The organism is Vibrio sp. G-C-1 (genome assembly GCF_021728015.1).
In the GTDB taxonomy this organism is placed as follows: domain Bacteria; phylum Pseudomonadota; class Gammaproteobacteria; order Enterobacterales; family Vibrionaceae; genus Vibrio; species Vibrio splendidus.
This window is the reverse complement of record NZ_JAKKCR010000010.1, coordinates 160972-182374: the sequence shown is the minus strand read 5'-3', so window position 1 is coordinate 182374 and position 21403 is coordinate 160972. Positions and strand designations below refer to the sequence as shown.

The 21403-nt window shown below is 44.5% G+C and carries 16 protein-coding genes and 4 tRNA genes; 12 read left to right on the top strand and 8 right to left on the bottom strand.

The features are described 5' to 3' along the window. Positions 1 to 49 precede the first annotated feature (49 nt). The 3 genes from L3V36_RS15855 to yeiP all read right to left on the bottom strand — a co-directional run bounded on the left by L3V36_RS15855 (position 50) and on the right by yeiP (position 1540). On the bottom strand, positions 50 to 541 hold the full coding sequence (locus tag L3V36_RS15855; RefSeq protein WP_004729783.1) for an RNA methyltransferase: 492 nt from the start codon (positions 539 to 541) through the stop codon (positions 50 to 52). Between the two features lie 89 nt (positions 542 to 630). After that, complete coding sequence (locus tag L3V36_RS15850; RefSeq protein WP_004729782.1) at positions 631 to 960, bottom strand: HI1450 family dsDNA-mimic protein; 330 nt, start codon at positions 958 to 960, stop codon at positions 631 to 633. A gap of 10 nt (positions 961 to 970) precedes the next feature. Further along, entirely contained in the window at positions 971 to 1540 is a 570-nt protein-coding gene (yeiP, locus tag L3V36_RS15845) for an elongation factor P-like protein YeiP (protein ID WP_004729781.1), read from the bottom strand. Positions 1541 to 1677: 137 nt separating this feature from the next. Between yeiP and L3V36_RS15840 the strand changes: the two genes are divergently transcribed. After that, the gene (locus L3V36_RS15840) at positions 1678 to 2445 is read left to right on the top strand and encodes a nucleotidyltransferase (RefSeq protein WP_065681542.1); all 768 of its coding nucleotides are present in this window, start codon (positions 1678 to 1680) and stop codon (positions 2443 to 2445) included. Between the two features lie 141 nt (positions 2446 to 2586). Here L3V36_RS15840 and L3V36_RS15835 read toward each other — a convergent pair whose 3' ends face one another. Next, positions 2587 to 4950, bottom strand: coding sequence for a DNA polymerase II (locus L3V36_RS15835; protein WP_208775665.1), 2364 nt, complete (start codon positions 4948 to 4950; stop codon positions 2587 to 2589). A 426-nt stretch (positions 4951 to 5376) separates the two neighbouring features. Here L3V36_RS15835 and uvrY point away from each other — a divergent pair, with 426 nt between their 5' ends. The 10 genes from uvrY (at position 5377) to nspC (ending at position 15727) form a co-directional block, all read left to right on the top strand. Continuing rightward, positions 5377 to 6021 carry a UvrY/SirA/GacA family response regulator transcription factor gene (uvrY, locus tag L3V36_RS15830; protein ID WP_004729778.1) on the top strand — a complete coding sequence of 215 codons (645 nt, stop codon included), beginning with the start codon at positions 5377 to 5379 and terminating at the stop codon, positions 6019 to 6021. 15 nt (positions 6022 to 6036) lie between these two features. Beyond that, on the top strand, positions 6037 to 7869 hold the full coding sequence (uvrC, locus tag L3V36_RS15825) for an excinuclease ABC subunit UvrC (protein ID WP_208775666.1): 1833 nt from the start codon (positions 6037 to 6039) through the stop codon (positions 7867 to 7869). Between the two features lie 46 nt (positions 7870 to 7915). Continuing rightward, positions 7916 to 8473, top strand: coding sequence for a CDP-diacylglycerol--glycerol-3-phosphate 3-phosphatidyltransferase (gene pgsA, locus L3V36_RS15820; RefSeq protein WP_017078221.1), 558 nt, complete (start codon positions 7916 to 7918; stop codon positions 8471 to 8473). Positions 8474 to 8739: 266 nt separating this feature from the next. Next, a tRNA-Cys gene (locus L3V36_RS15815) sits at positions 8740 to 8813 on the top strand. 32 nt (positions 8814 to 8845) lie between these two features. After that, positions 8846 to 8921, top strand: a tRNA-Gly gene (locus tag L3V36_RS15810). Between the two features lie 80 nt (positions 8922 to 9001). Continuing rightward, positions 9002 to 9088, top strand: a tRNA-Leu gene (locus L3V36_RS15805). 36 nt (positions 9089 to 9124) lie between these two features. Then, positions 9125 to 9200 (top strand) — tRNA-Gly (locus L3V36_RS15800). A gap of 972 nt (positions 9201 to 10172) precedes the next feature. Continuing rightward, positions 10173 to 13124 (top strand): pyridoxal phosphate-dependent class III aminotransferase, encoded by a 2952-nt coding sequence (locus L3V36_RS15795; RefSeq protein WP_208775171.1) that lies wholly within the window; start codon positions 10173 to 10175, stop codon positions 13122 to 13124. A gap of 8 nt (positions 13125 to 13132) precedes the next feature. Further along, positions 13133 to 14383, top strand: coding sequence for a carboxynorspermidine synthase (locus L3V36_RS15790; protein WP_004733354.1), 1251 nt, complete (start codon positions 13133 to 13135; stop codon positions 14381 to 14383). Between the two features lie 210 nt (positions 14384 to 14593). Beyond that, positions 14594 to 15727, top strand: coding sequence for a carboxynorspermidine decarboxylase (gene nspC, locus L3V36_RS15785; RefSeq protein ID WP_208775173.1), 1134 nt, complete (start codon positions 14594 to 14596; stop codon positions 15725 to 15727). Between the two features lie 85 nt (positions 15728 to 15812). On the opposite strand, the gene L3V36_RS15780 is transcribed toward nspC, so the two are convergent. From L3V36_RS15780 to L3V36_RS15765, 4 genes are all read right to left on the bottom strand, one after another. Continuing rightward, positions 15813 to 16349: a DUF1566 domain-containing protein gene (locus L3V36_RS15780; RefSeq protein WP_065681539.1), complete on the bottom strand. Its 537-nt coding sequence runs from the start codon at positions 16347 to 16349 to the stop codon at positions 15813 to 15815. After that, entirely contained in the window at positions 16349 to 17998 is a 1650-nt protein-coding gene (locus tag L3V36_RS15775; RefSeq protein WP_237296686.1) for a DUF1566 domain-containing protein, read from the bottom strand. Before L3V36_RS15775 ends, L3V36_RS15780 begins: the two co-directional genes overlap by 1 nt. 192 nt (positions 17999 to 18190) lie before the next feature. After that, positions 18191 to 18703 (bottom strand): ACT domain-containing protein, encoded by a 513-nt coding sequence (locus tag L3V36_RS15770; RefSeq protein WP_004733356.1) that lies wholly within the window; start codon positions 18701 to 18703, stop codon positions 18191 to 18193. Positions 18704 to 18956: 253 nt separating this feature from the next. Then, positions 18957 to 19868, bottom strand: a complete 912-nt coding sequence (locus L3V36_RS15765; RefSeq protein ID WP_004733357.1) for a DUF3943 domain-containing protein — start codon at positions 19866 to 19868, stop codon at positions 18957 to 18959. Between the two features lie 209 nt (positions 19869 to 20077). Between L3V36_RS15765 and L3V36_RS15760 the strand changes: the two genes are divergently transcribed. Further along, the gene (locus L3V36_RS15760) at positions 20078 to 21316 is read left to right on the top strand and encodes a CinA family nicotinamide mononucleotide deamidase-related protein (protein ID WP_102447681.1); all 1239 of its coding nucleotides are present in this window, start codon (positions 20078 to 20080) and stop codon (positions 21314 to 21316) included. The last annotated feature ends 87 nt before the right edge of the window (positions 21317 to 21403 follow it).

The window sequence follows — 21403 nt, the reverse complement described above, 5'->3', positions numbered from 1 at the left end:
TAGAAGTGCTTCACTAGCTAGGGTGACTAGCTATGGACTACGATTGGTTTTAGGTCACTTTCAAATGATTAGAAAAGTTATCACCCTTCGCCATGCGGTCATACAAAATGACATTGACCGCAGCAGCAAGGTTCATGCAGCCATTAGTCGGAACGTAGATGGTTTCACGACAGAAGTCCGTGATCTCTTTTTTCAGAGTCCCATCTTCAGGGCCGAAGATATAAAAAGCACGAGGTGGGTGCTTATAATCAGGCAGAGGCTTAGCGCCTTCTATCAAATCAACCGCGATTGGTACGCAGCCAACTGGAATAATGTCTTTCAGGTCTTCAACACCAATTAATGGTAGCTCAAGGTGCTTTTCTTTGGTGTCGGTATGAAACTGTCGAGCGTGGTCATAACGGGTGCCAGTATAAAATACAGAGTTTGCTCCGTAGCAACCAGCCGCTCGCATTACTGAGCCAACATTTTCAGGTGTTTTGGGGTTTACTAATCCAACACAGGCATAGCCTTTGGATAGTGTATCTGTCTTTGCTTTGGTCATAATTTTGTAGAGTTGCAGTTTGGTAAAGTGATGAGGCTATGAAGTCGTAAGAAAATCAGCTCAGTACTCTGAGCTGATTTAAGAAGAGCCTAGTCGCGTTTCCACAAGATGTGACAGAACTTGTGTTCAGGGTCACGGCTGATCAGCAGACGAGCGAATACGTCATCTAAGACATCATCAGCTTCATTTACAAGACCAATGCGTACTTCAGCGTAGATCTCTTTGTCGACTTCAAAGCCAACATGTTCAACCCAATCGTCACCAGTTTCAACGAGCTCTGCAGCGCCACGATCTTCAAACTGAGCCGTGAATAGGATCACGTCTGCTGGTTCAAGGTTATCAGGAGCCATCTCTAGAAAGATGTCGTATGCAGTGTCAATTGCGTCGTCGTAAGACATTAGGTCGTTAGCTTCGGTCATAATAAATATCTTAGCTTGCGCGGTTCATGTATTTACGTTCAGCTGTGTTCACAACAACTTTGTCGCCAGTTGCAATGTACTCAGGAACTTGAACAGTAAGGCCTGTAGACAGACGAGCTGGCTTAGTACGAGCTGAAGCAGATGCACCTTTGATTGAAGGGTCTGTTTCTTCGATCACTAGCTCAACTGAAGTTGGTAGTTCAAGCGTTGCTGCAGTACCGTCGATAAGAATCGCGTACATACCTTGAGTTTCTTCGTTGATGAACAGTAGTTCGTCTTCGATCATTTCACCGTTGAAGATGAACTGTGAGTAATCTTCGTTATCCATGAAGATGTACTCGTTGCCGTCAACGTAAGAGAACATCACTGCACGCTTAGTTACGTCGATAGTTTCAACGATTTCGTCAGCCTTGTGGCGAACTTCTGTTTTAACGCCAGTTGCTACATCGTGACCACGGAAGCGGTAAATCTTTTGACCACCACGGCCACCTGGTGTTGTCACTTCGATATCTTTTACTAGTACTGTTTTGCCATCAACGTTGATCGCAAAACCTTTTTTAATCTCACTTGCTCTAGGCATTTTGTGTTTGTCCTTATTGGGTCTATCCGGTGATTATATCTCGTAGACGCTATAAATAGGAATAGCTTGAATCATAAAGTCACCTAAGCGATCATAGAGAGACAGTTAAATCATTATTTTATTTACCGAAACGACCTATGCAGCTACCTGTTATTGACCCAACACAGCCATTTCAACCTGAATTCCAACCTGTGGTTAACGATCTGATTACCTTTTTAAAAGGTGGGTTAGGATCCAATCTACACAGTGTCTATGTTTATGGCAGTGTGGCACGCAAACAAGCCGTCGTCGGTCGCTCGAATCTAGATGTGGTTGTGGTTACCCATCGTCCTTTCCCAGATCAACGAACCACGCTGCTGAATACCATCAAATGGCGTTTTCAAAAGAGCTTCCCGCAGGTCACTCAAGTGGCGATTAAAACTACCTTGGTGAGCGAGATCGTTGATTTCGACAACATATTCACGTGGGGCTTTATGCTTAAGCATTTGGCTGTGTGCGTGCATGGTGAAGACTTATCAGATTGCTATGGTGACTTTGAAACAAGTTGGGAAATTGCCAAGCACTGGAATATGGACGCTGAAAACTGGTTGGCGGTTTATCGTAATAAGATCGCCCGAGCAACAACGCCTGAACAACAAGTAGGCGCGCAGATGATTATTGCCAAGAAGCTTCTGCGAGCCAGTTACTCTTTGGTAATGTATCGTGACAAATATTGGTTCGATGACCCAATAGAGTGTGGTCAACAGTTCTTGAAGTATCATCCAGATAAAGACGTCGAAATCCAAAGGTTAGGCATTTTACTTTCTGGTAGACCGATTCCTAAACGTTCGGTGATTGGTATTCTTGATGGCTTTGGCGAGTGGCTGGTTAAGCAGTATCAGAAAACTGAGTTTCGAATCGGGTAGGGGTTCGTAACCTCCTAATGAATACTAAAAAGCAGAGCGGGCTGAGTAACACAGCACTTCTCTGCTTTTTTCGTTTTGATGTTTGGCTCGAGTTTTAATAGATATCTCGAGTCTAATGTCGCCTCGAAAAGAGGGCTCAATCTAGAACAGACCTAGCTGCTGCCCGCTGACTCGTTCAAAATCTAAACCGATGAAGGGCAAGATAGCCTCTGCGACCGGTTTAATCTGCTTGTCGATGTAATGTTGATAATCGATACCATTCTTCAAGTACTCCTTTGGCTCAGGGCCACTCAGAGTAATCAAATATTCAATACGCCCTTTGTTTTGGTATTGAAGCGGGCGACCAAGTTTGGCATTTATCTCATCGGCCAGACGAGCTGCGCGAACCTGTGGCGGAATGTTTTTTTGATACTCGTGTAGTTTGCGGCGCAAACGCTTTTGGTACACCAGTAAATCATCGTGTTTACCAGCAGCGGTTTCATCGACAAACTGTCTGACATAGTCCGTTGGGTCTTGATCGTGAAATACCATTTCATACAGGGTTTGTTGGAATTGCTGCGCGAGAGGTGTCCAATCGGTTCGCGCACTTTCAAGCCCTTTAAAGATGATCTTCTCTTGATCGCCTTGATTGATCAAGCCTGCATATCGTTTCTTCGAACCGGTTTCTGAACCTCTAATGGTTGGCATTAGAAACTTGCGATAGTGAGTCTCGTATTCAAGTTCGAGTATTGAGGTTAGGTTGTAGGTTTCTTTTAAGTGATTCGTCCACCAATCGTTGATGTAAGCGACCAGTGCGTTCCCGATCTCATCTGCTTTTTGCTGATCGTAACTGCCGTTTAGCGATACGAAGGTTGAATCGGTATCTCCGTAAATTACTTGATAACCTTTATCCTCGATTAGAACCTTGGTTTGCTTCATGATCTCATGCCCACGCATAGTGATCGATGAGGCCAAACGGGTATCGAAGAAGCGACAGCCAGAAGAGCCAAGCACACCATAGAAGGAGTTCATGATGATCTTAATCGCTTGAGAGAACGCTTTTTCGTTGTTCTTCTTTGCAACGTCACGTGCTGCCCACAGGTTTTCGATCATCTTTGGTAGAAAGTGCTTAGAGCGGTGGAACTGACCGCCACGAAACCCTGCCACCGCTTGGTCTTCTTCAGAGCCTAACTCTAACTTTAGTCCTTCTATCAGCCCCATTGGATCAATCAAGAAAGATCGAATGATCGATGGGTATAGGCTCTTAAAATCGAGTACCAAAACCGAGTCGTACAAATTGGGAATCGAATCCATCACATAGCCACCGGGGCTAGCGATCCAGTTCTCGGGCTCTAAATTAGGCGCGACGTAACCTGCTCGGTGTATTTGAGGCATGTATAAATTAGTAAAGGCCGCAACAGAGCCACCAACACGATCCAGCTCGACACCGGTTAATCGAGAGCGCTCAATCGCGAAATCGAGTAGGTGAGTGTGTTCGAAGATGCGATTTACTAGCACGCAGTCTTGAAGGTTGTACTTGGCGAGCGAAGGCTTATCGAACTTAAACATCCGGTTTATCTCATCCATGCGGTCATGAACGTTATGGATGTCTTTGCCTTCGCCGAGTAGCTCTTGAGATACAGATTCAAGAGACCAAGAGCGGAAGTGGTAGGTCGCTGTCTTGAGCATGTCGATGCCATCCAACACAACGCGGCCTGGGATAGTGATAAAGCCTTGCTGGTTTTGTGCAGAACTACGGAAAAAACTTGGTTGATTGTCTCTACCGATGCTGAGCTTCACTTCGTTCCATTCTGAACGTTTGTGCAGCAGCCTAAAATCGAAATCAATGACATTCCAACCGATGATGATGTCGGGATCAAATTCAGAAAACCATCTAATCATCGCCTCGAGTAGAGCTTTCTCATTAGGAACCCATTGGACGTTTGTGTCAGCCTCTTGTGGTTCGCCGACCATGATGACTCGACTGTCCATCTGGCTGTCTAAGCCAATGGAATAAAGCACGCCTTTTTCCGAGCATTCAATATCAAGCGAAACCACAGATAAACTGGGTAAGTAATCGCCCGCTCTGCATTTTGCATTGGAAACTCTAAGATGCTGACTTTTTTGCACGGCAGTCCCAGTGAACTCAATGCTGCCTTTGATAAAGCGTTCCATCAGATATCGATCGGCGAGTCGAATATCGCTCTCAAAGGTCTGAATCTCTTCGCTGTGAAGGGCTTGTGCTAAACCAGCGCTACTTCTCGATAGTGAGGTGTAACATGCGGCGAGAGGAATTTGATCGAATGTGGCTAGTTCTAGGGACTTGAATTGGCAATCAATCGACTCTTTCGCTGCGATTGCCTGACATTCTTCAACATCAGATTGAGCGACAAAAAATACAGGTTTTTCATTTTGAATCGTCAGCAGAGTTGGGCCTTGAGGGGAGCTTAACCACAAATCAATTTGGGTACGCCCTGAAAAGTCTCTCGCTTGTCTTGTGAGTACAAAGCCTTGCTGAATATCCAATGTAGTAACCTATTGAAATGGGGAATCGAATACTACCATCTAGCGGCTCTCTGCGCACAACAGGCAACCAAAATACTAACTAAATTCTAGTTAACAGAGGCAAATAACGGGACTCCATAAGCAAATAAGTGAAATTGTCGCGAATGGCTATTCAATGGTATTGAAAATATCTTTATCTTGTGTAATTTTATTGGGTGTTGTTTTAACTGGTTGATTTTTAGAAAAAGCTTGTTGTTTTAGTTAGCTTATTTGTTAATAAGTACTTGCTAAAGTTCGTGTTTCAGCACATATTCAACAGAGCTTTTTTTTAGTAATTAAGTTAAGATGTACTCAATGCTGCGATCCACTGTTCCTTTGTTCAATTGTTTCAAACAGATGAAATGACACAGTGGTTGCAGAGCCAATTAATAGTGTGGAGATACAAGTTTGATAAATGTTTTCCTTGTAGATGATCACGAGCTGGTTCGCACAGGGATACGACGTATTATTGAAGACGTCCGTGGAATGAACGTAGCAGGGGAAGCTGAAAGCGGTGAAGATGCTGCAAAATGGTGTCGTACTAATAATACTGACGTTATTTTGATGGATATGAATATGCCTGGTATTGGTGGCTTAGAAGCAACCAAGAAAATCTTGCGTTTCAACCCTGATGTTAAAATCATCGTTTTAACTGTTCATACGGAAAATCCGTTTCCAACTAAAGTGATGCAAGCTGGAGCTGCTGGTTACCTTACTAAAGGGGCAGGTCCGGATGAAATGGTAAATGCAATTCGAGTGGTTAATAGTGGCCAACGATACATTTCACCAGAAATTGCGCAGCAGATGGCTTTGAGCCAATTCTCGCCTGCGTCTGAAAATCCATTCGCAGACTTATCTGAGCGTGAACTTCAAATCATGATGATGATTACCAAAGGTCAGAAAGTGACGGATATTTCAGAACAACTCAATCTAAGTCCTAAAACAGTCAACAGTTACCGCTACCGTTTGTTCAGCAAATTGGATATCAGTGGCGATGTAGAGCTGACGCATTTAGCGATTAGACATGGAATGTTAGACACTGAGACCCTTTAACACTGAGATCGTATAGTGACCAACTTGTTTGACTCAGTGTCATTTCTCAAGACAGTAACAGAACAGCCCGGCGTTTATCGTATGTATAACGCCGAGGCTGTTGTTATTTACGTCGGTAAAGCTAAGAACCTCAAAAAACGCCTTTCCAGTTATTTCCGTAAAAAAGTCGACAGTGAAAAAACGCGCGCTTTAGTTAGCAATATCAACAAAATCGATGTCACTGTAACGCATACAGAAACAGAAGCTCTTATCCTTGAGCACAACTACATCAAGCAGTATCTACCGAAATACAACGTACTTCTGCGTGATGATAAGTCGTATCCATATATTTTTATTAGTGGTCACAAACATCCTCGTTTGTCGATGCATCGTGGTGCTAAGAAGAAAAAGGGAGAGTACTTTGGTCCTTATCCTGATTCCGGCGCTGTGCGTGAGACGTTGCACCTAATACAGAAAATCTTTCCTGCTCGTCAGTGTGAAGATACGGTTTATGCCAACAGAACGCGCCCGTGTTTGATGTATCAGATTGGTCGTTGCGCTGCGCCATGTGTCAGCTCAATCATCTCTGATAAAGAGTACAGCGAGCTTATCGACTACGTTCGTTTATTCCTGCAAGGGAAAGACAAGCTAGTTCTTGAGACTCTCATCGATAAAATGGACAAGGCAAGCCAAGAGCTTCGCTTTGAGCAAGCTGCTGCTTTCCGTGACCAGATCCAAGCGATTCGACGCGTGCAAGAGCAACAGTACGTATCTGACGACTCAATGGAAGATATGGACGTGTTAGGTTTTGCTCAAGAAAATGGCGTGGCTTGTATTCACATCTTGATGATTCGCCAAGGAAAGGTTTTAGGCAGTAGAAGCCATTTCCCGAAAATTCCAAACAATACGGTGCGAGAGGAAGTCTTTTCGAGCTTTTTAAGCCAATACTATCTTGCACATAATGAAGCGAGAACCATCCCAACTCGTCTCATCCTTAATGCTGATTTGATGGAAGATGTCACACCGATTCAAGAAGCCTTGTGTGAAGTTGCCGGTCGTAAGATCCACTTCAATACCAATCCTTCTGGAACTCGTGGTCGCTACCTTAAACTGTCTAACACCAATGCATTAACAGCCATTACCACCAAGATTAATCACAAGATGACGATCAATCAGCGCTTTAAGGAGCTTCAAGAAGTGCTGTCGATGGACGTTATCAAACGCATGGAATGTTTCGATATCAGTCACACCATGGGTGAAAGTACGATTGCATCTTGCGTGGTCTTCAATCAAGAAGGGCCAGTTAAACCGGAATACCGTCGTTACAACATCACAGGTATTACCGGTGGTGATGACTACGCTGCAATGGCTCAAGCGCTTGAGAGACGCTATTCAAAACAACTCGATGTCGACAAGATCCCCGACATCATTTTTATCGATGGCGGTAAAGGTCAGTTGAATCGTGCCCATGAGATCATTTCCAAATATTGGGATGATTGGCCGTTTCGACCAAGAATGATGGGTATTGCGAAAGGGGTAACACGTAAACCGGGTTTGGAAACCTTGGTGACCCTTGAAGGTGAAGAGTTTAATTTACCAAGTGATGCGCCAGCACTGCACCTTATCCAACATATTCGTGATGAAAGCCATAATCATGCGATTGCAGGGCATAGAGCAAAACGTGGTAAAACGCGTAGAACCAGTGCGCTTGAAGGAATTGAAGGGGTAGGGCCTAAGCGCCGTCAATCTTTGCTGAAATATATGGGTGGCTTACAAGAACTTAAGCGTGCAACTGTCGAAGAAATAGCCAAAGTACCGGGCATTAGTCATTCTTTGGCAGAAAACATTTATCAAGCATTGAAACAATAGTAAAAATCCCGCACCATTAAAGCGCAATTAATAAGAGCCCAATAATATGCGTTTGAATATACCTAACATTTTGTCCTTACTGAGACTATTTTTGATCCCAGTATTCGTTGTTGTTTTTTACCTACCTTACCAATGGGCTCCTTTTGCTGCTGCAATGGTGTTTTGGGTAGCGGGTTTTACTGACTGGCTAGACGGCATGCTGGCTCGTAAACTCGGGCAAACGTCTCGCTTCGGTGCCTTTATTGACCCTGTAGCGGATAAAGTGCTGGTTGCTACGGCTCTTATCTTGATGACTGAGCATTACCATTCGATTTGGATAACGATTCCAGCGGTTACCATGATCGCTCGTGAAATTATTATCTCAGCGCTTCGTGAATGGATGGCTGAAATCGGTAAACGTGCAAGCGTTGCGGTATCTTGGGTTGGTAAAGTCAAAACCGTTTCTCAGATGTTCGCTCTTTGGGTACTGATCTGGCGATACGACGACTGGATGGTGTGGGTAGGTTACATTGCGCTCTATGTTGCAACCGTTCTTACATACTGGTCAATGGCGCAATACTTGATGGCTGCCAAAGACGATTTGTTAGACGAAAAACATCATTGATGAAGAAGCGAGCTGAGGCTCGCTTTTTTGATCTTTAACCTAAGGTTAAGTTATCAATAGTGGATATCTAATGTGATATAGATCGCCTTTGAATGGCCTGTCCACAAAGTCCTTTGCACACAAAGTCAGCTATTTAGCCTGTTTCGTATGAAATCTATTCAAACGAATTAAAAATACAAAAATAATATTGACTCAATCCTCTGAATCCGTAGAATGCATCCCGTACCCAAGAGGATGGCAATAAGCGATTCGATTGGAGTTACTAAGGCGCCTTGGCAGAGTGGCTATGCAGCGGATTGCAAATCCGTGGACCTCGGTTCGACTCCGGGAGGCGCCTCCATTATCTCTTTCGTTTAGAAGAGTAATGAAAATGCGATACTAGCTCAGTTGGTAGAGCGCAACCTTGCCAAGGTTGAGGTCATCGGTTCGAACCCGATGTATCGCTCCAAAATTTGTAATGTTGATTGGCGTCAGCATTAAGATGGTGTTTTACTTTTCAGTAATCGGCATCGCAATAAAGAATTGCGTGCCCTGGTGGTGGAATTGGTAGACACAAGGGATTTAAAATCCCTCGGCGTTCGCGCTGTGCCGGTTCAAGTCCGGCCCGGGGCACCATCTATTAAAGTCTACGTCTTAACGGATGTAGCAAATGCGATACTAGCTCAGTTGGTAGAGCGCAACCTTGCCAAGGTTGAGGTCATCGGTTCGAACCCGATGTATCGCTCCAAATTAAAAAGCCCGAACAGAAATGTTCGGGCTTTTTGGTTTCTGCCGTTCAACATTTTATTATCCCACATTTTTCCTGTTTGACTACCCGTGGTTAGGCGGTCGATAAAATACTGAAATTCTCATACCTTTAACTTCGTTTAAAAGCGAGATTCCCTATGAACTCGTTCCTCGTACTAGGGAATGACGTTTGTGCTCAAATGACCTCTGAGGCTAACTCATCTTATTACTTCGTTGGCTTTTAAGACTCATTAACTGCGAGACTCCCTTTGAACTCGTTCTTTGTACTAAGAAGTGACGAAAGGCGCCACAGCCTCAAAGCCATCACTAACTCCGCCTGTATACACACGTCGTCATCCTCGGGCATGAGGAACGAATGAACCGAGGATCTCCTTACCTAAAAAATAAGTTGACGATATTTTCGGCAATTTTTGAATCACTGCTGCTATTTACCAAGCTATTATTGAAAACTATTGATCGTTCATTTCACTTTATGTTACTTTCCCGCGCAATCTCGGAATGATCAATGTTCAAAAAGAGCAGCGATAGCTTCTGGGGGATACGCGTAGTGACCATTCTTGCTGATTGGGACATTACGTAGGGTAGGTATCGGCTATTCCTTTAGCTGATAGACGGGATACTTATGGCGCAATTCGCCATGCTAATGGGAAACCCAACATTGAATACACTAATAACAACATTGCTAATCAGCTCTGCATTTCCAAAAGGGCCAGTTCTTCATAGCTGTCCGATACTGCACAAATGTCCAATCCTTCAAAACAGTAGCATTACTGAACCTTGAGCTCACGCTAACTAATTTTTGCTGTCCTAAGACGGCCTAATTTCGTATTCGTCATTTGACTTATGCGAGCGTACAGCTATATCTCATTTCTAGACAATACGCGTGTTTCACTATGAGTTCTCTCTAAATCAATAGAGAGACGGTGTGCAATTGCGTCTGATGGAGGTGAGTATGAACACATTCAAGGGGACTTTTATGACTACCGCCTTTGAAGTCGATATTAATACTATCGCAAATTCATTTTCAACTATGGTTCCTATCGTTGAGGGAACTTACGACCTAACACCTGACGCTATTTTGCTTGAGCAAGAGCAGCATGAGTCGGATGTTCGTTCATACCCAAGACGCCTGCCTATTGCTATTAAACGAGCATGTGGTGTTTTAGTTGAAGATACTCGTGGCCAACTCTTTCTCGATTGTTTAGCCGGTGCTGGTACACTTTCTTTGGGTTACAACCACCCTGAAATCAACCAAGCACTTAAAGATCAACTCGATTCTGGTTTGCCATACCAAACACTTGATATTACGACTCAAGCAAAAGAGACGTTTATCAAGCGAGTTAAAGCTTTTCTCCCTCAAGACTTTTCAACTAACTCGGTTCTTCAATTCTGTGGCCCGTCTGGCGCTGATGCTGTGGAAGCGGCTATCAAGCTAGCCAAGCAAACAACAGGTCGTAACACCATGTTTGCTTTCCGTGGTGCTTACCATGGCATGACTAACGGCACCATGGGCATGATGGGTAACCTTGGCACCAAAGAGCGTCGTAGTGGCTTGATGTCTGACGTACATTTCATGCCTTTCCCATACAACCTTCGCTGCCCGTTTGGCATTGGTGGTGAAGCGGGTGCTAACGCGAGCATTCGTTATATCGAGCGTATGTTGAATGACGACGAATCTGGCATCATGAAACCAGCAGCGATGATCGTTGAGCCTGTGCAAGGTGAGGGCGGTGTGATTCCTGCTCCTGCGTCTTGGTTACAAGGCCTACGTCGTATCTGTGATGAGCACGGCATCCTACTGATCTTTGATGAAATTCAATGTGGTGTGGGTAAAACCGGCCATCGCTTTGCGTTTGAAGAATCTGGTGTTAATCCTGATATCTTGTGCCTGTCGAAGGCGATTGGTGGCGGACTGCCTATGTCGCTGCTTGTATTCGATAAGAGCATTGATACTTGGAAAGCGGGTGAGCACACCGGCACATTCCGTGGTAATCAGTTGGCAATGGTATCTGGCGCTAAGGCGTTGGAAATCATCGAACGTGATGGTTTGGTTGAGCACGCGAACATCGCAGGCCAATATTTACGTCATGGGCTTGAGAAGATTCAATCGCGTGTGAACTGTATTGCTGAAGTTCGTGGTAAAGGCCTGATGCTTGGCGCTGAGATCAAGCAACCGAATGGCGAGCTTAATAAATTTGGTGAGCCTCAATCAGACGGCGAACTGACTCTAGCGATTCAACGAGCGGCGTTAGAGCGTGGCTTGATGGTCGAAAAGGGTGGTCGTGATGGTTCGGTTATTCGTTTCCTTCCACCAATGATTATCTCTTTCGAACAAATCGACTTTGCATTGCTAGTGATGGAAGAAGCCATCATTGCTGCGGGTGGTGGTTTGAAACAAGACCAAACACAAAGCGAAGAATCAAATCAGGAATGGAACAAGCATTTCATCCAGACAGGTTTAGGCGGTAGCGACGAATTCGCTAACGTGATGAACCAAACCACTCAGGCTATGAAAACCGTTTTTGAACAGGTTGAAACCCCTTATTCAGGTTTAGACCCTAAAGTGCTAGAAGCTGCCATCAATGCTGTCGATCTCGATAACAACCAACACGCGTTGGTTGATGTTGTGGATAGCACGGCTGACTTAGTTGCAACGAACTCTATCTTTGTGCAACATCCAGACTGTATTGCACACCTTCACACGCCTCCTCTTATGGCTTCTGTTGCTGCGGAATCCATTATCGCGGCGTTGAATCAATCAATGGATTCATGGGATCAAGCATCTGCAGCGACTTATGTTGAGCAGCGCGTCGTGGATTGGATGTGTGACAAATACCAACTTGGCGCACAAGCTGACGGTGTTTTCACCAGCGGCGGTACGCAAAGTAACCTAATGGGTTTATTGCTTGCGAGAGATTGGGTTGCCGATAAGCACGATGGCCACTCAATCCAAAAGTTAGGTTTGCCAGAGTACGCGAGCAAACTGCGTATCTTATGTTCAAAGAAATCTCACTTCACGGTTCAAAAATCTGCCTCTTTAATGGGATTAGGCGAGGCGGCAGTGTGCTGTGTTGATACCAATGCAAACGGCACGATCAAGCCGGACTTGCTAGACGCAGAAGTGAAAGCACTTAAAGCACAAGGTCTGATTCCTTTTGCTGTTGTCGGTACTGCGGGTACAACCGATCACGGTGCTATTGATGACCTGGAAGCGATAGCTGATATCGCCAACCAACAAGATCTTTGGTTCCATGTCGACAGTGCTTACGGTGGCGCGCTTATCTTAAGTAGCCATAAAGCTCGTCTGAAAGGCATCGAAAAAGCGGACTCAGTAAGCGTTGATTTCCACAAGTTGTTCTTCCAAACCATCAGTTGTGGTGCTGTGCTTCTGAAAGATAAAGCAAACTTTAAGTACCTACTGCATCACGCAGACTACTTAAACCGCGAGCACGATGAACTGCCGAATCTAGTCGATAAGTCTATTGCGACCACCAAGCGTTTCGATGCACTGAAAGTGTTCATGACGATGCAAAGCGTTGGACCAAAGCAACTGGGTGATATGTACGACCATCTTCTAGAGCAGACGCTTGAAGTTGCTGATCTGATTCAGAAGCATGACGATTTCGAGTTGCTTGCTGAGCCGTCACTGTCGACTGTGCTGTTCCGTTCGGTTCCTAGTAATGGGCAATCAGCAAACAGCGCTATGGATTTGGACAAACTGAATCAAACGTTAAGACTGGAAGCGCTGACTCGTGGTGTTGCCGTGCTTGGCGAAACGGTCGTTGATGGTAAAAGTGCGCTGAAATTCACTATCTTGAATCCGTGCTTAACGACATCAGATTTCAAATCTCTAATTAACAAAATTCAAACTTTAGCTATTGAGCTAGCAGAACAACAAGGGTAATTAAAACTATGGCTATTCTACAAATTGGTGCAGGCGGCGTCGGTTGGGTTGTTGCACATAAAGCAGCACAAAATAACGAAGTACTGGGTGATATCACGATCGCTTCTCGCACAATCGCGAAGTGTGAAAAAATCATCGAATCTATCAAGGGCAAAAACAACCTTAAAGATTCAACTAAGAAACTAGAAGCACGTTCAGTAGACGCTGACGATGTTGATGCGCTTGTTGCTTTGATTAAAGAAGTTAAGCCGGATCTAGTGATCAACGCTGGTCCTCCTTGGGTAAACATGGCGATCATGGAAGCGTGTTACCAATCTAAAGTCTCTTACCTAGATACATCGGTAGCGGTTGACCTATGTTCTGAAGGTCAACAAGTACCACAAGCCTACGATTGGCAATGGGGTTACCGTGAGAAGTTCGCTGAAGCGGGCATCACAGGTATTCTTGGTGCGGGTTTTGATCCAGGTGTGGTATCAATCTTTGCGGCGTACGCGGTTAAGCACTTGTTCGATGAGATTGACTCAATTGACGTGATGGACGTGAATGCTGGCGATCACGGCAAGAAGTTTGCGACAAACTTTGACCCAGAAACCAACATGCTTGAGATCCAAGGCGATTCTTTCTACTGGGAAAATGAAGAGTGGAAACAAGTACCTTGTCACTCTCGTATGCTTGAGTTTGAATTCCCGAACTGTGGCTCTCATAAAGTGTACTCAATGGCACACGATGAAGTGCGTTCAATGAAAGAGTTCATCCCAGCTAAGCGTATCGAATTCTGGATGGGCTTCGGCGATGCATACCTGAACTACTTCAACTGCATGCGTGATATCGGCCTTCTTAGCCCAGATCCGCTAACACTGCACGATGGCACTGTGGTTCAGCCTCTACATGTTCTTAAAGCACTGCTACCAGATCCAACATCTTTGGCTCCGGGTTACACAGGTTTAACGTGTATCGGTACTTGGGTTCAAGGTAAGAAAGACGGTAAAGAGCGCAGCGTATTCATCTACAATAACGCAGACCACGAAGTGGCTTACGAAGACGTAGAGCACCAAGCGATCTCTTACACAACAGGTGTTCCAGCAATTACCGCTGCCCTTCAGTTCTTCCGTGGCGAATGGGCTGATAAAGGCGTGTTCAACATGGAACAGCTAAACCCAGACCCATTCCTAGCAACAATGCCTGAAATCGGTCTAGATTGGCACGTTCAAGAGCTAGAGCCGACAGCCGGTCTACCTCTAATCCATACTTTGAAGTAGTTCTTGCTCTTTGCCCTTGTCGCGTTGTCCATCGTGCTCATTTACGTTCGTAAACTCCGCGCGATGTCCTAGCGACAAGGGCAAAGCTCTGCGAATCCCATTCAAAGTCATATGATTGACGAGAACGTATAATTACAAGCCGATGCTGTTGCGTCGGCTTTGTTCGATTATCATGTGCCTTCGTGAACTCGAGGGCCGCAAGGTATTAACATGCAAAACAACGAACTAAAAACGCCTTACTTCATGATCAACGAAGACAAGTTGATTGCGAATTTAGAGATAGCTAAGCAGCTGAAAGAAATTTCAGGTGTGAAGTTGGTATTGGCACTCAAGTGTTTCTCGACATGGGGTGTGTTTGACATCATCAAACCTTACCTCGATGGCACGACAAGCTCTGGCCCATACGAAGTGAAGCTTGGTCACGAAACCTTTGGTGGTGAAACGCACGCTTACAGTGTCGGTTACAGCGAAGATGACGTGAGAGAAGTTGCGGATATCTGCGACAAGATGATCTTCAACTCGCAAAGCCAGTTCGCGGCGTACCGTCATATCGTTGAAGGTAAGGCTTCGCTGGGTTTACGTTTAAATCCAGGAGTGAGCTACGCAGGGCAAGACTTGGCAAACCCTGCGCGTCAATTCTCGCGTTTGGGTGTGCAAGCTGATCACATCAAGCCTGAGATCTTCGATGAGATTAATGGCGTGATGTTCCACATGAACTGCGAGAACAAAGATGTCGACGCGTTTATAGGCTTGCTTGATTCAATCTCAGAACAGTTTGGTGAGCATTTAGATAAATTGGACTGGGTGAGCATGGGCGGTGGTGTGTTCTTCACATGGCCAGGTTATGACATCAACAAACTGGGCCTTGCGCTAAAAGCCTTCTCTGAAAAGCACGGCGTGCAGATGTACCTTGAGCCGGGTGAAGCCATCATCACTAAAACAACTGACTTGGTTGTGACAGTGGTTGATATCGTAGAGAACGTGAAGAAAACCGCTATTGTGGATTCAGCTACCGAGGCCCACCGCCTTGATACGCTTATCTATAATGAACCAGCATCGGTATTAGAAGCGTCTGAAAATGGTAGTCATGACTATGTGATTGGCTCATGCTCATGTCTTGCGGGCGACCAATTCTGCGAAGCGAGCTTTGATGAGCCGCTGAAAATTGGTCAAAAGCTGCATCTGTTGGACAGTGCTGGCTACACTATGGTGAAACTGAACTGGTTCAACGGCCTTAAAATGCCTTCAATCTACTGCGAGCGCAGCAATGGCGACGTTCAAAAGCTGAATGAGTTTGGCTATGAAGACTTTAAACGTTCTCTGTCACAGTGGTCAGTTAAGTAACTGAGTCATAAGCTTCAGAACAATAAAAGAGCAGCCGGTGAGCTGCTCATTTTGATTTTGGGCTCTTACTTGATGAAAGAATGTTTTACTCGTTCAATTCTTTTACTAAGCGGATAAGGGTCATCCCACTTGAATTTGTGGTTACTTCTTGTGCTTCTGTGAAGTCAATTATCAATCCGTCGTGATTAGTATTGATACCATTATTGTCCGGAGTATTTGTCCAATAAGGTGCATTTATTGTTGTTGGGAAGTAACTCAGATTAATAGCTGGCTGAGTACAGCGGTAATCAACAATGGAACCAAGCTCTTTGATATTTGGTAGCCTAAAACTATTTTGAGATCCAATTGTTGTTAATGTTGTATCAGCCGCCGCGGCCAAAGCATCTTGAAAAGTGATGTAGTTCGTAGGGAACCCGCTACAAAGATTACTTTCTATATCATAGGCTTCCCCGAGACTGCATTTGGCCCATAACAGGTTGGTGTGTGTATCTAAAATCGTTCCATCTTGGCGGTCGATGAATTGACCATCAGTTTGGGAAGCGGGTTGATTGTCAACACAGGTTTGAGCGGAGCTTAAACTCGGAGCAAATAGGGTTGCTAAAACATAATATTTAAGTTTCATTATTCGATTACTCCACTTACTGCGATAACACCTTGATAAGTGCCTTTGTTACAAAGTTTCATTTGCCCGCTTGATGTATTCATACACCATGCACTGCTGCTGGCTCCAACAGAAGTGGACTGCGTAAAAATAGTATCAACAGAGCTTACGTTCTTGATGTATGGGAAGTAATCAACAGTCGTTGGGTCAATAGTGCCCACATTATAGTTAATAAATGAACGAGCTTCTGCAGGAGAAGGCAAACGCCAGTTATTGACGCCACATGCACCAAAGCTATTTAGGTTGGCTAAGTAACCTTCGGCATCACAACGTCTATTACCTGAAGAATTGGTCGAGTAAGCACACGCAGAAGAAATTGGTCCGTCAGCCAGAAGTTCATCATTTTTATGACCGGCAGAACCGCCATTCGTTGTGGAAACTGAATCATACCATGTGTATTGGTAGGCAGCGCTGCGCCAGTAGGCCGATTTTGTCGAATATGGGTACGGGTTTGCATCAGGGGCATTGGCGTAATCTTCTAACCATTGATCGATTGCGCTTTGATTTGGTAAGTCGATTGGTTGCTGTTTGGCTTCAATATACATACCTGTTCGTTCATCTCGAACGCAAGACCAATCCGTGGCGCTATTTGGAAGAATGTTGCCACTGTAATCTAATTTAGTGAATTTAAAGCCGTATTGACCGTCTGAGTGGTCTGTACCGTTAGTACTATCCAAACCATAACTGGCATCTTGCCCGGGGTAATTAGCTGGCGCTGATATTAAATCGTGGGTTGCACCATCAGAGTAGGTAGCAAAACCCGTATCGTTAATCTGTCTATCACCGGGTATATAAAATGACAGTGAGTTGTGATCGCTATCGATCGAGGTATTTCCGCTACTGGACATGGCGAATATAACCGATTCCCCGCCTTCACTTAGCCTATCTTGTTTGGCTGTTACTTTTATTGCGTGCGTTAAACTTTCGGCGGGAATCGTAATAGTCATGCTACTAAGATTACTGGTGTAATCATCATTTGAAGCTGTCCCACTTTTTTCTAGCGTAACGGTAATATCTTGGTAGGAATAGTGGCTTAACTCAATGTTACTGCTGTCACTATCCCCTTCTAAGACCACTTTGCTGGTGTCGCTATAGCGAATACTTGGTTCAGAATCACTATCGGATAACGTCACATTTGTTTGAGCATTGTCGATCTTATATAGATCGCTACCATCTGCGCTAATAGAGTAATGAAGTGTTTTACTTCCTTCATACAGATTATTGTGCACAAGGTTTAATGGCAGAGCTGCGTTTGTTGCTCCTGCCGCAATCTTGACGTTTTGGCTAGAGATAACATCGTAGTTCTTGAACGCACCACTGGAACGTGTCGTCACGTCACTGGTTGAGATCGTCAAGGTTAGATCTTGGCTTAAGGCTTCGGAAAGAGAAACGGTGATCGACTCTGTTTTTGACCCTGATTGTGGTTCAGACAATGAAACACTATTAGGGAGGCTAACAGTAACCGGGGAAGAGGATGAACCAGTACTGGTTCCTGTCGTTGTTGTTCCACTGTCATTATTTTCATGGCCGCTTTTACAGCCGCTAAATAGTGTTGTGAGAAGGATTACTGAGATGGCATTGAGTTGCCAACTCGACCTTTTTCTTTCCATGTATCAACCTAAGCTACTAAATTATATAAGATATCTATGGTAACAATAAATCCATATAAATGCTTGGTTTCATATGTATAGGTTATGTGTTTCTATCCTTTTTATTTGTATTTTTGTGATTTATGTAAGTGAAGTGTGTTTCTCATTAGTTAACCTCCCAACAACGAATCCATTGTCGGGAGGGTAGGTAACTTAGCTCTCAATCATCACTCTAGTATCTTCGCTGAGTGTTTCTAGTTCATTCACTACGTCATCAATCAAAACTTCGATTGGTAGCTTAACGGCAATCTTGGAAGTAAATAAGCTTGAGCTAACACCACCGCCGCCAGCGATGAAAACTCGGTGGCAATCCATATCAAGAATGCTGATCCCTTGTCTGTCCAATACATGTGTCACTTCGTTGACGATACCCGCTCTGTCGTTAGAGTCGAGTCTTAGGTGATGGATTGTGTCTTGAGCATTGTGCGTATGATCTGAGTCGACAAACTGCACGATGAGATCTGGATTGGCGCTGAAAGCTTCTTTGACAATCGATTCGTTGATGGCTGGAAGTTGAACCTTAAGTACGCCTGCGACTTGGTCTTCAATAAAATTCACTTTACTGATGAGCCATTTGCCGTCGTTTTCGTGAGTAACCGCAGCAAGTTGTTTGATTGTTGCTGGTGATGCTTTTCCGATAAAGTTTACGATAAATGTACTGTTCATATCAGCCCCCAAAGTTTCAATGATTCGTTGCTAATTAAATGTTTGATATCACGCGATAAAGTTCTTTAATTTCAGTGTAGAAGTTTACATCGAACAATGTTTGACCTATGTCAATTTTTGAAACTAAGCTGTGATGTAAAAAAAGAGAATGAAGAGTAGGGCACAAAAAAAGCGGCTAGAGAGCCGCTTTTTAGAAGAGTTGTCGCTTTTATTAGGAATGCAGTAACTTGAAATTCATAGACTGAAAGACGATTTAGAACGTTACTTTAAAGTTCATACCAACAAATTGAGAATCGTATCGTGCGCCAGCATCGTAGGCGAATCGAGCTGCGTCTTGGTTATCCCACCAAGGGTTAGTATTCAGATTAACTTCTGCGTCACCACCCCATGCATCACTTACCCAGTAGTGGATATGGCCAACAGGGTTAAGGAAGAATAACGAAACATCACCCATGGTTTGAGAGCCCATCACTTCGCCACCGGAAGCAATGATATCTTGCTCGGTTTCTAGCATTATTTCACCCACAACCGCACCGAAGAAAGGTGTGATGAAGAGATCTTGCCATGAAGGTACTTCAGCAAACGCTTCTACGCCATATTCCCAGAAGAAGGTCGACATTGTCCAAGAGTATAAGAAAGACTCAAACTCGTCGTAACCTGCATGTCGAGCTGCCGTATAGTAAACACCACCGAAATACGGGTGCATCACGTAGTTTAGGAAGTGTTCGTCACGGTCCCATACTGGGCCTTCGGAAACGTTATCTTTCCATTTTTTACCTAGTGCGCTGATATCACGTTGGTCATCATCCCACTTAGTGATACTTTCAGGTAAAAGAGTCATTAGACCAACGGTTGCGACACTTAGGCCAAGAATTGTGTAGGTTTGACCCATTAAGTAATCCCAATCTTTGCCATCGCTGACAGTAAGGTAGATTGGTTGCTTATCGATCGTTAGATCGTACTGATCACTTGATTCGCTTAGTGCATAGTTCTTGCTAGGCTTGTAGGTGTACAAGCTTTCATTAACACAGTAATCTTGAGCACATTCATCCGAGTAAGAAAGGTTGATTGGCTGGTCGAAGTCGTATTGGCTTGCAACCGAGTTAACTGACATTAGCATTGAAAATGCAGCAGTAACCTTCGTTAGTAACGGTGATTTGGCCACAAGGGTCTCCATGAGAAGTTAAGAATTGATCAGAGTCACAATTATCTATTAAATGCCTGATTTAGGGAACTAATAATTTATTGCTTTTCCTAAGAAAACCTTAGATTTAACATTATTAATATTTGTGAAAAGATGAAATGTCTCAAACTCAACCATAGACCAGTTTGTAAATAATGCAGTGTCTTTTTATGACTACAAAGGATAGAAATATGACGAAAATCGCAATGTTAAGCACTGGTGAAGAAGTTCTTCATGGGGACATTGTAGACACAAACGCAGCTTGGATGTCTGCTGAGTTTTATCAGCACGGTTTTGCCCTAGCGAAACGTTCGACTGTGGGTGACCAAATGAATGCTCTAGTTGAAGAACTGCTGATGCTGAGTTTTAACTATGATGTGGTTATCGTTAATGGTGGTTTAGGACCGACAACTGATGATATGAGTGCGGCTGCGGCTGCGGCGGCTTCAGAGCAGAAACTCGTTATGTTCCCTGAATGGCTAACTCGTATGGAAGAGATGTTTTCTGGACGTGGCATGCCGATGCCGGACAGCAACCTTAAACAAGCTTTGTTGCCAGCGAGTTCAGAGATTGTCGATAACCCTGTGGGCACGGCTTGCGGCTTCAAACTGAAAATCAACGATGCGACTTTCTATTTCACTCCGGGTGTCCCGAGTGAATTCAAACGCATGGTCACGTTTGAGATCATTCCTGATCTGTCACGTACCTACCCTCAAGTGGTTGCCTCTGAATGCAGTCGATTGTTTACGTTTGGTTTGTCTGAGTCGGGTATCTCTGATGTTTTGGACCAATTAAAGCTGCCTGAAGGTTATGAGTTGGGTTACCGTTCTTATCTGCCGTTCATTGAGGTCAAACTGTTTGGTCCTAAGGCAGACTTAGAAACTCGCGTTAAGTTGCTGCAAATGGTTTACAAGCTGCTAGAAAGTAATGTCGTCAGTGTTGATGAGCCTATGGTTGATCATATTGGCCACATCATGGCTGAGAAAAAGAAGACGTTATCTGTCTCTGAAGTGTCGACCAAAGGTGCATTGTCAGCGTGGCTGCAATTGAATGAGCAGGTTGAAGATTGCTTCGGGCATTCGTGGGTGATGGCTGAGCCAAAAGAGAGTGAACTTGAGAAGAGCGATCCATTAGCGGCAACCTTTGCTCTGGCTGGTGCAACAAGAGAGAAGTGCGCTACTGAGCTAGCTTTGGTGACTGGCAAGTTAGAAGGCAACACATTCAGCGTTGCATTGTCGACCGAAGCGGGAGAATGGGGCCAGGTGCTTGAATTTTATCGTCAGTACTCACGCGAAGACCAACGTAACGTGATCAAGACCGTTGCCGCCGATATGCTGAGAAGACACCTAGACAACAAACCGATGTTTGGTACTTACTCTTCGGTTAAGCGATTGAAAGACATGTTTATTCCAGCGGCTATTATTAAGTAAGTATTTAGGCGAGCTAACCAAGTCTGTACTAAAAACGCGAGAAAAAACGCAATAAAAAGGCCCAACATCTAAATAGGTGTTGGGCCT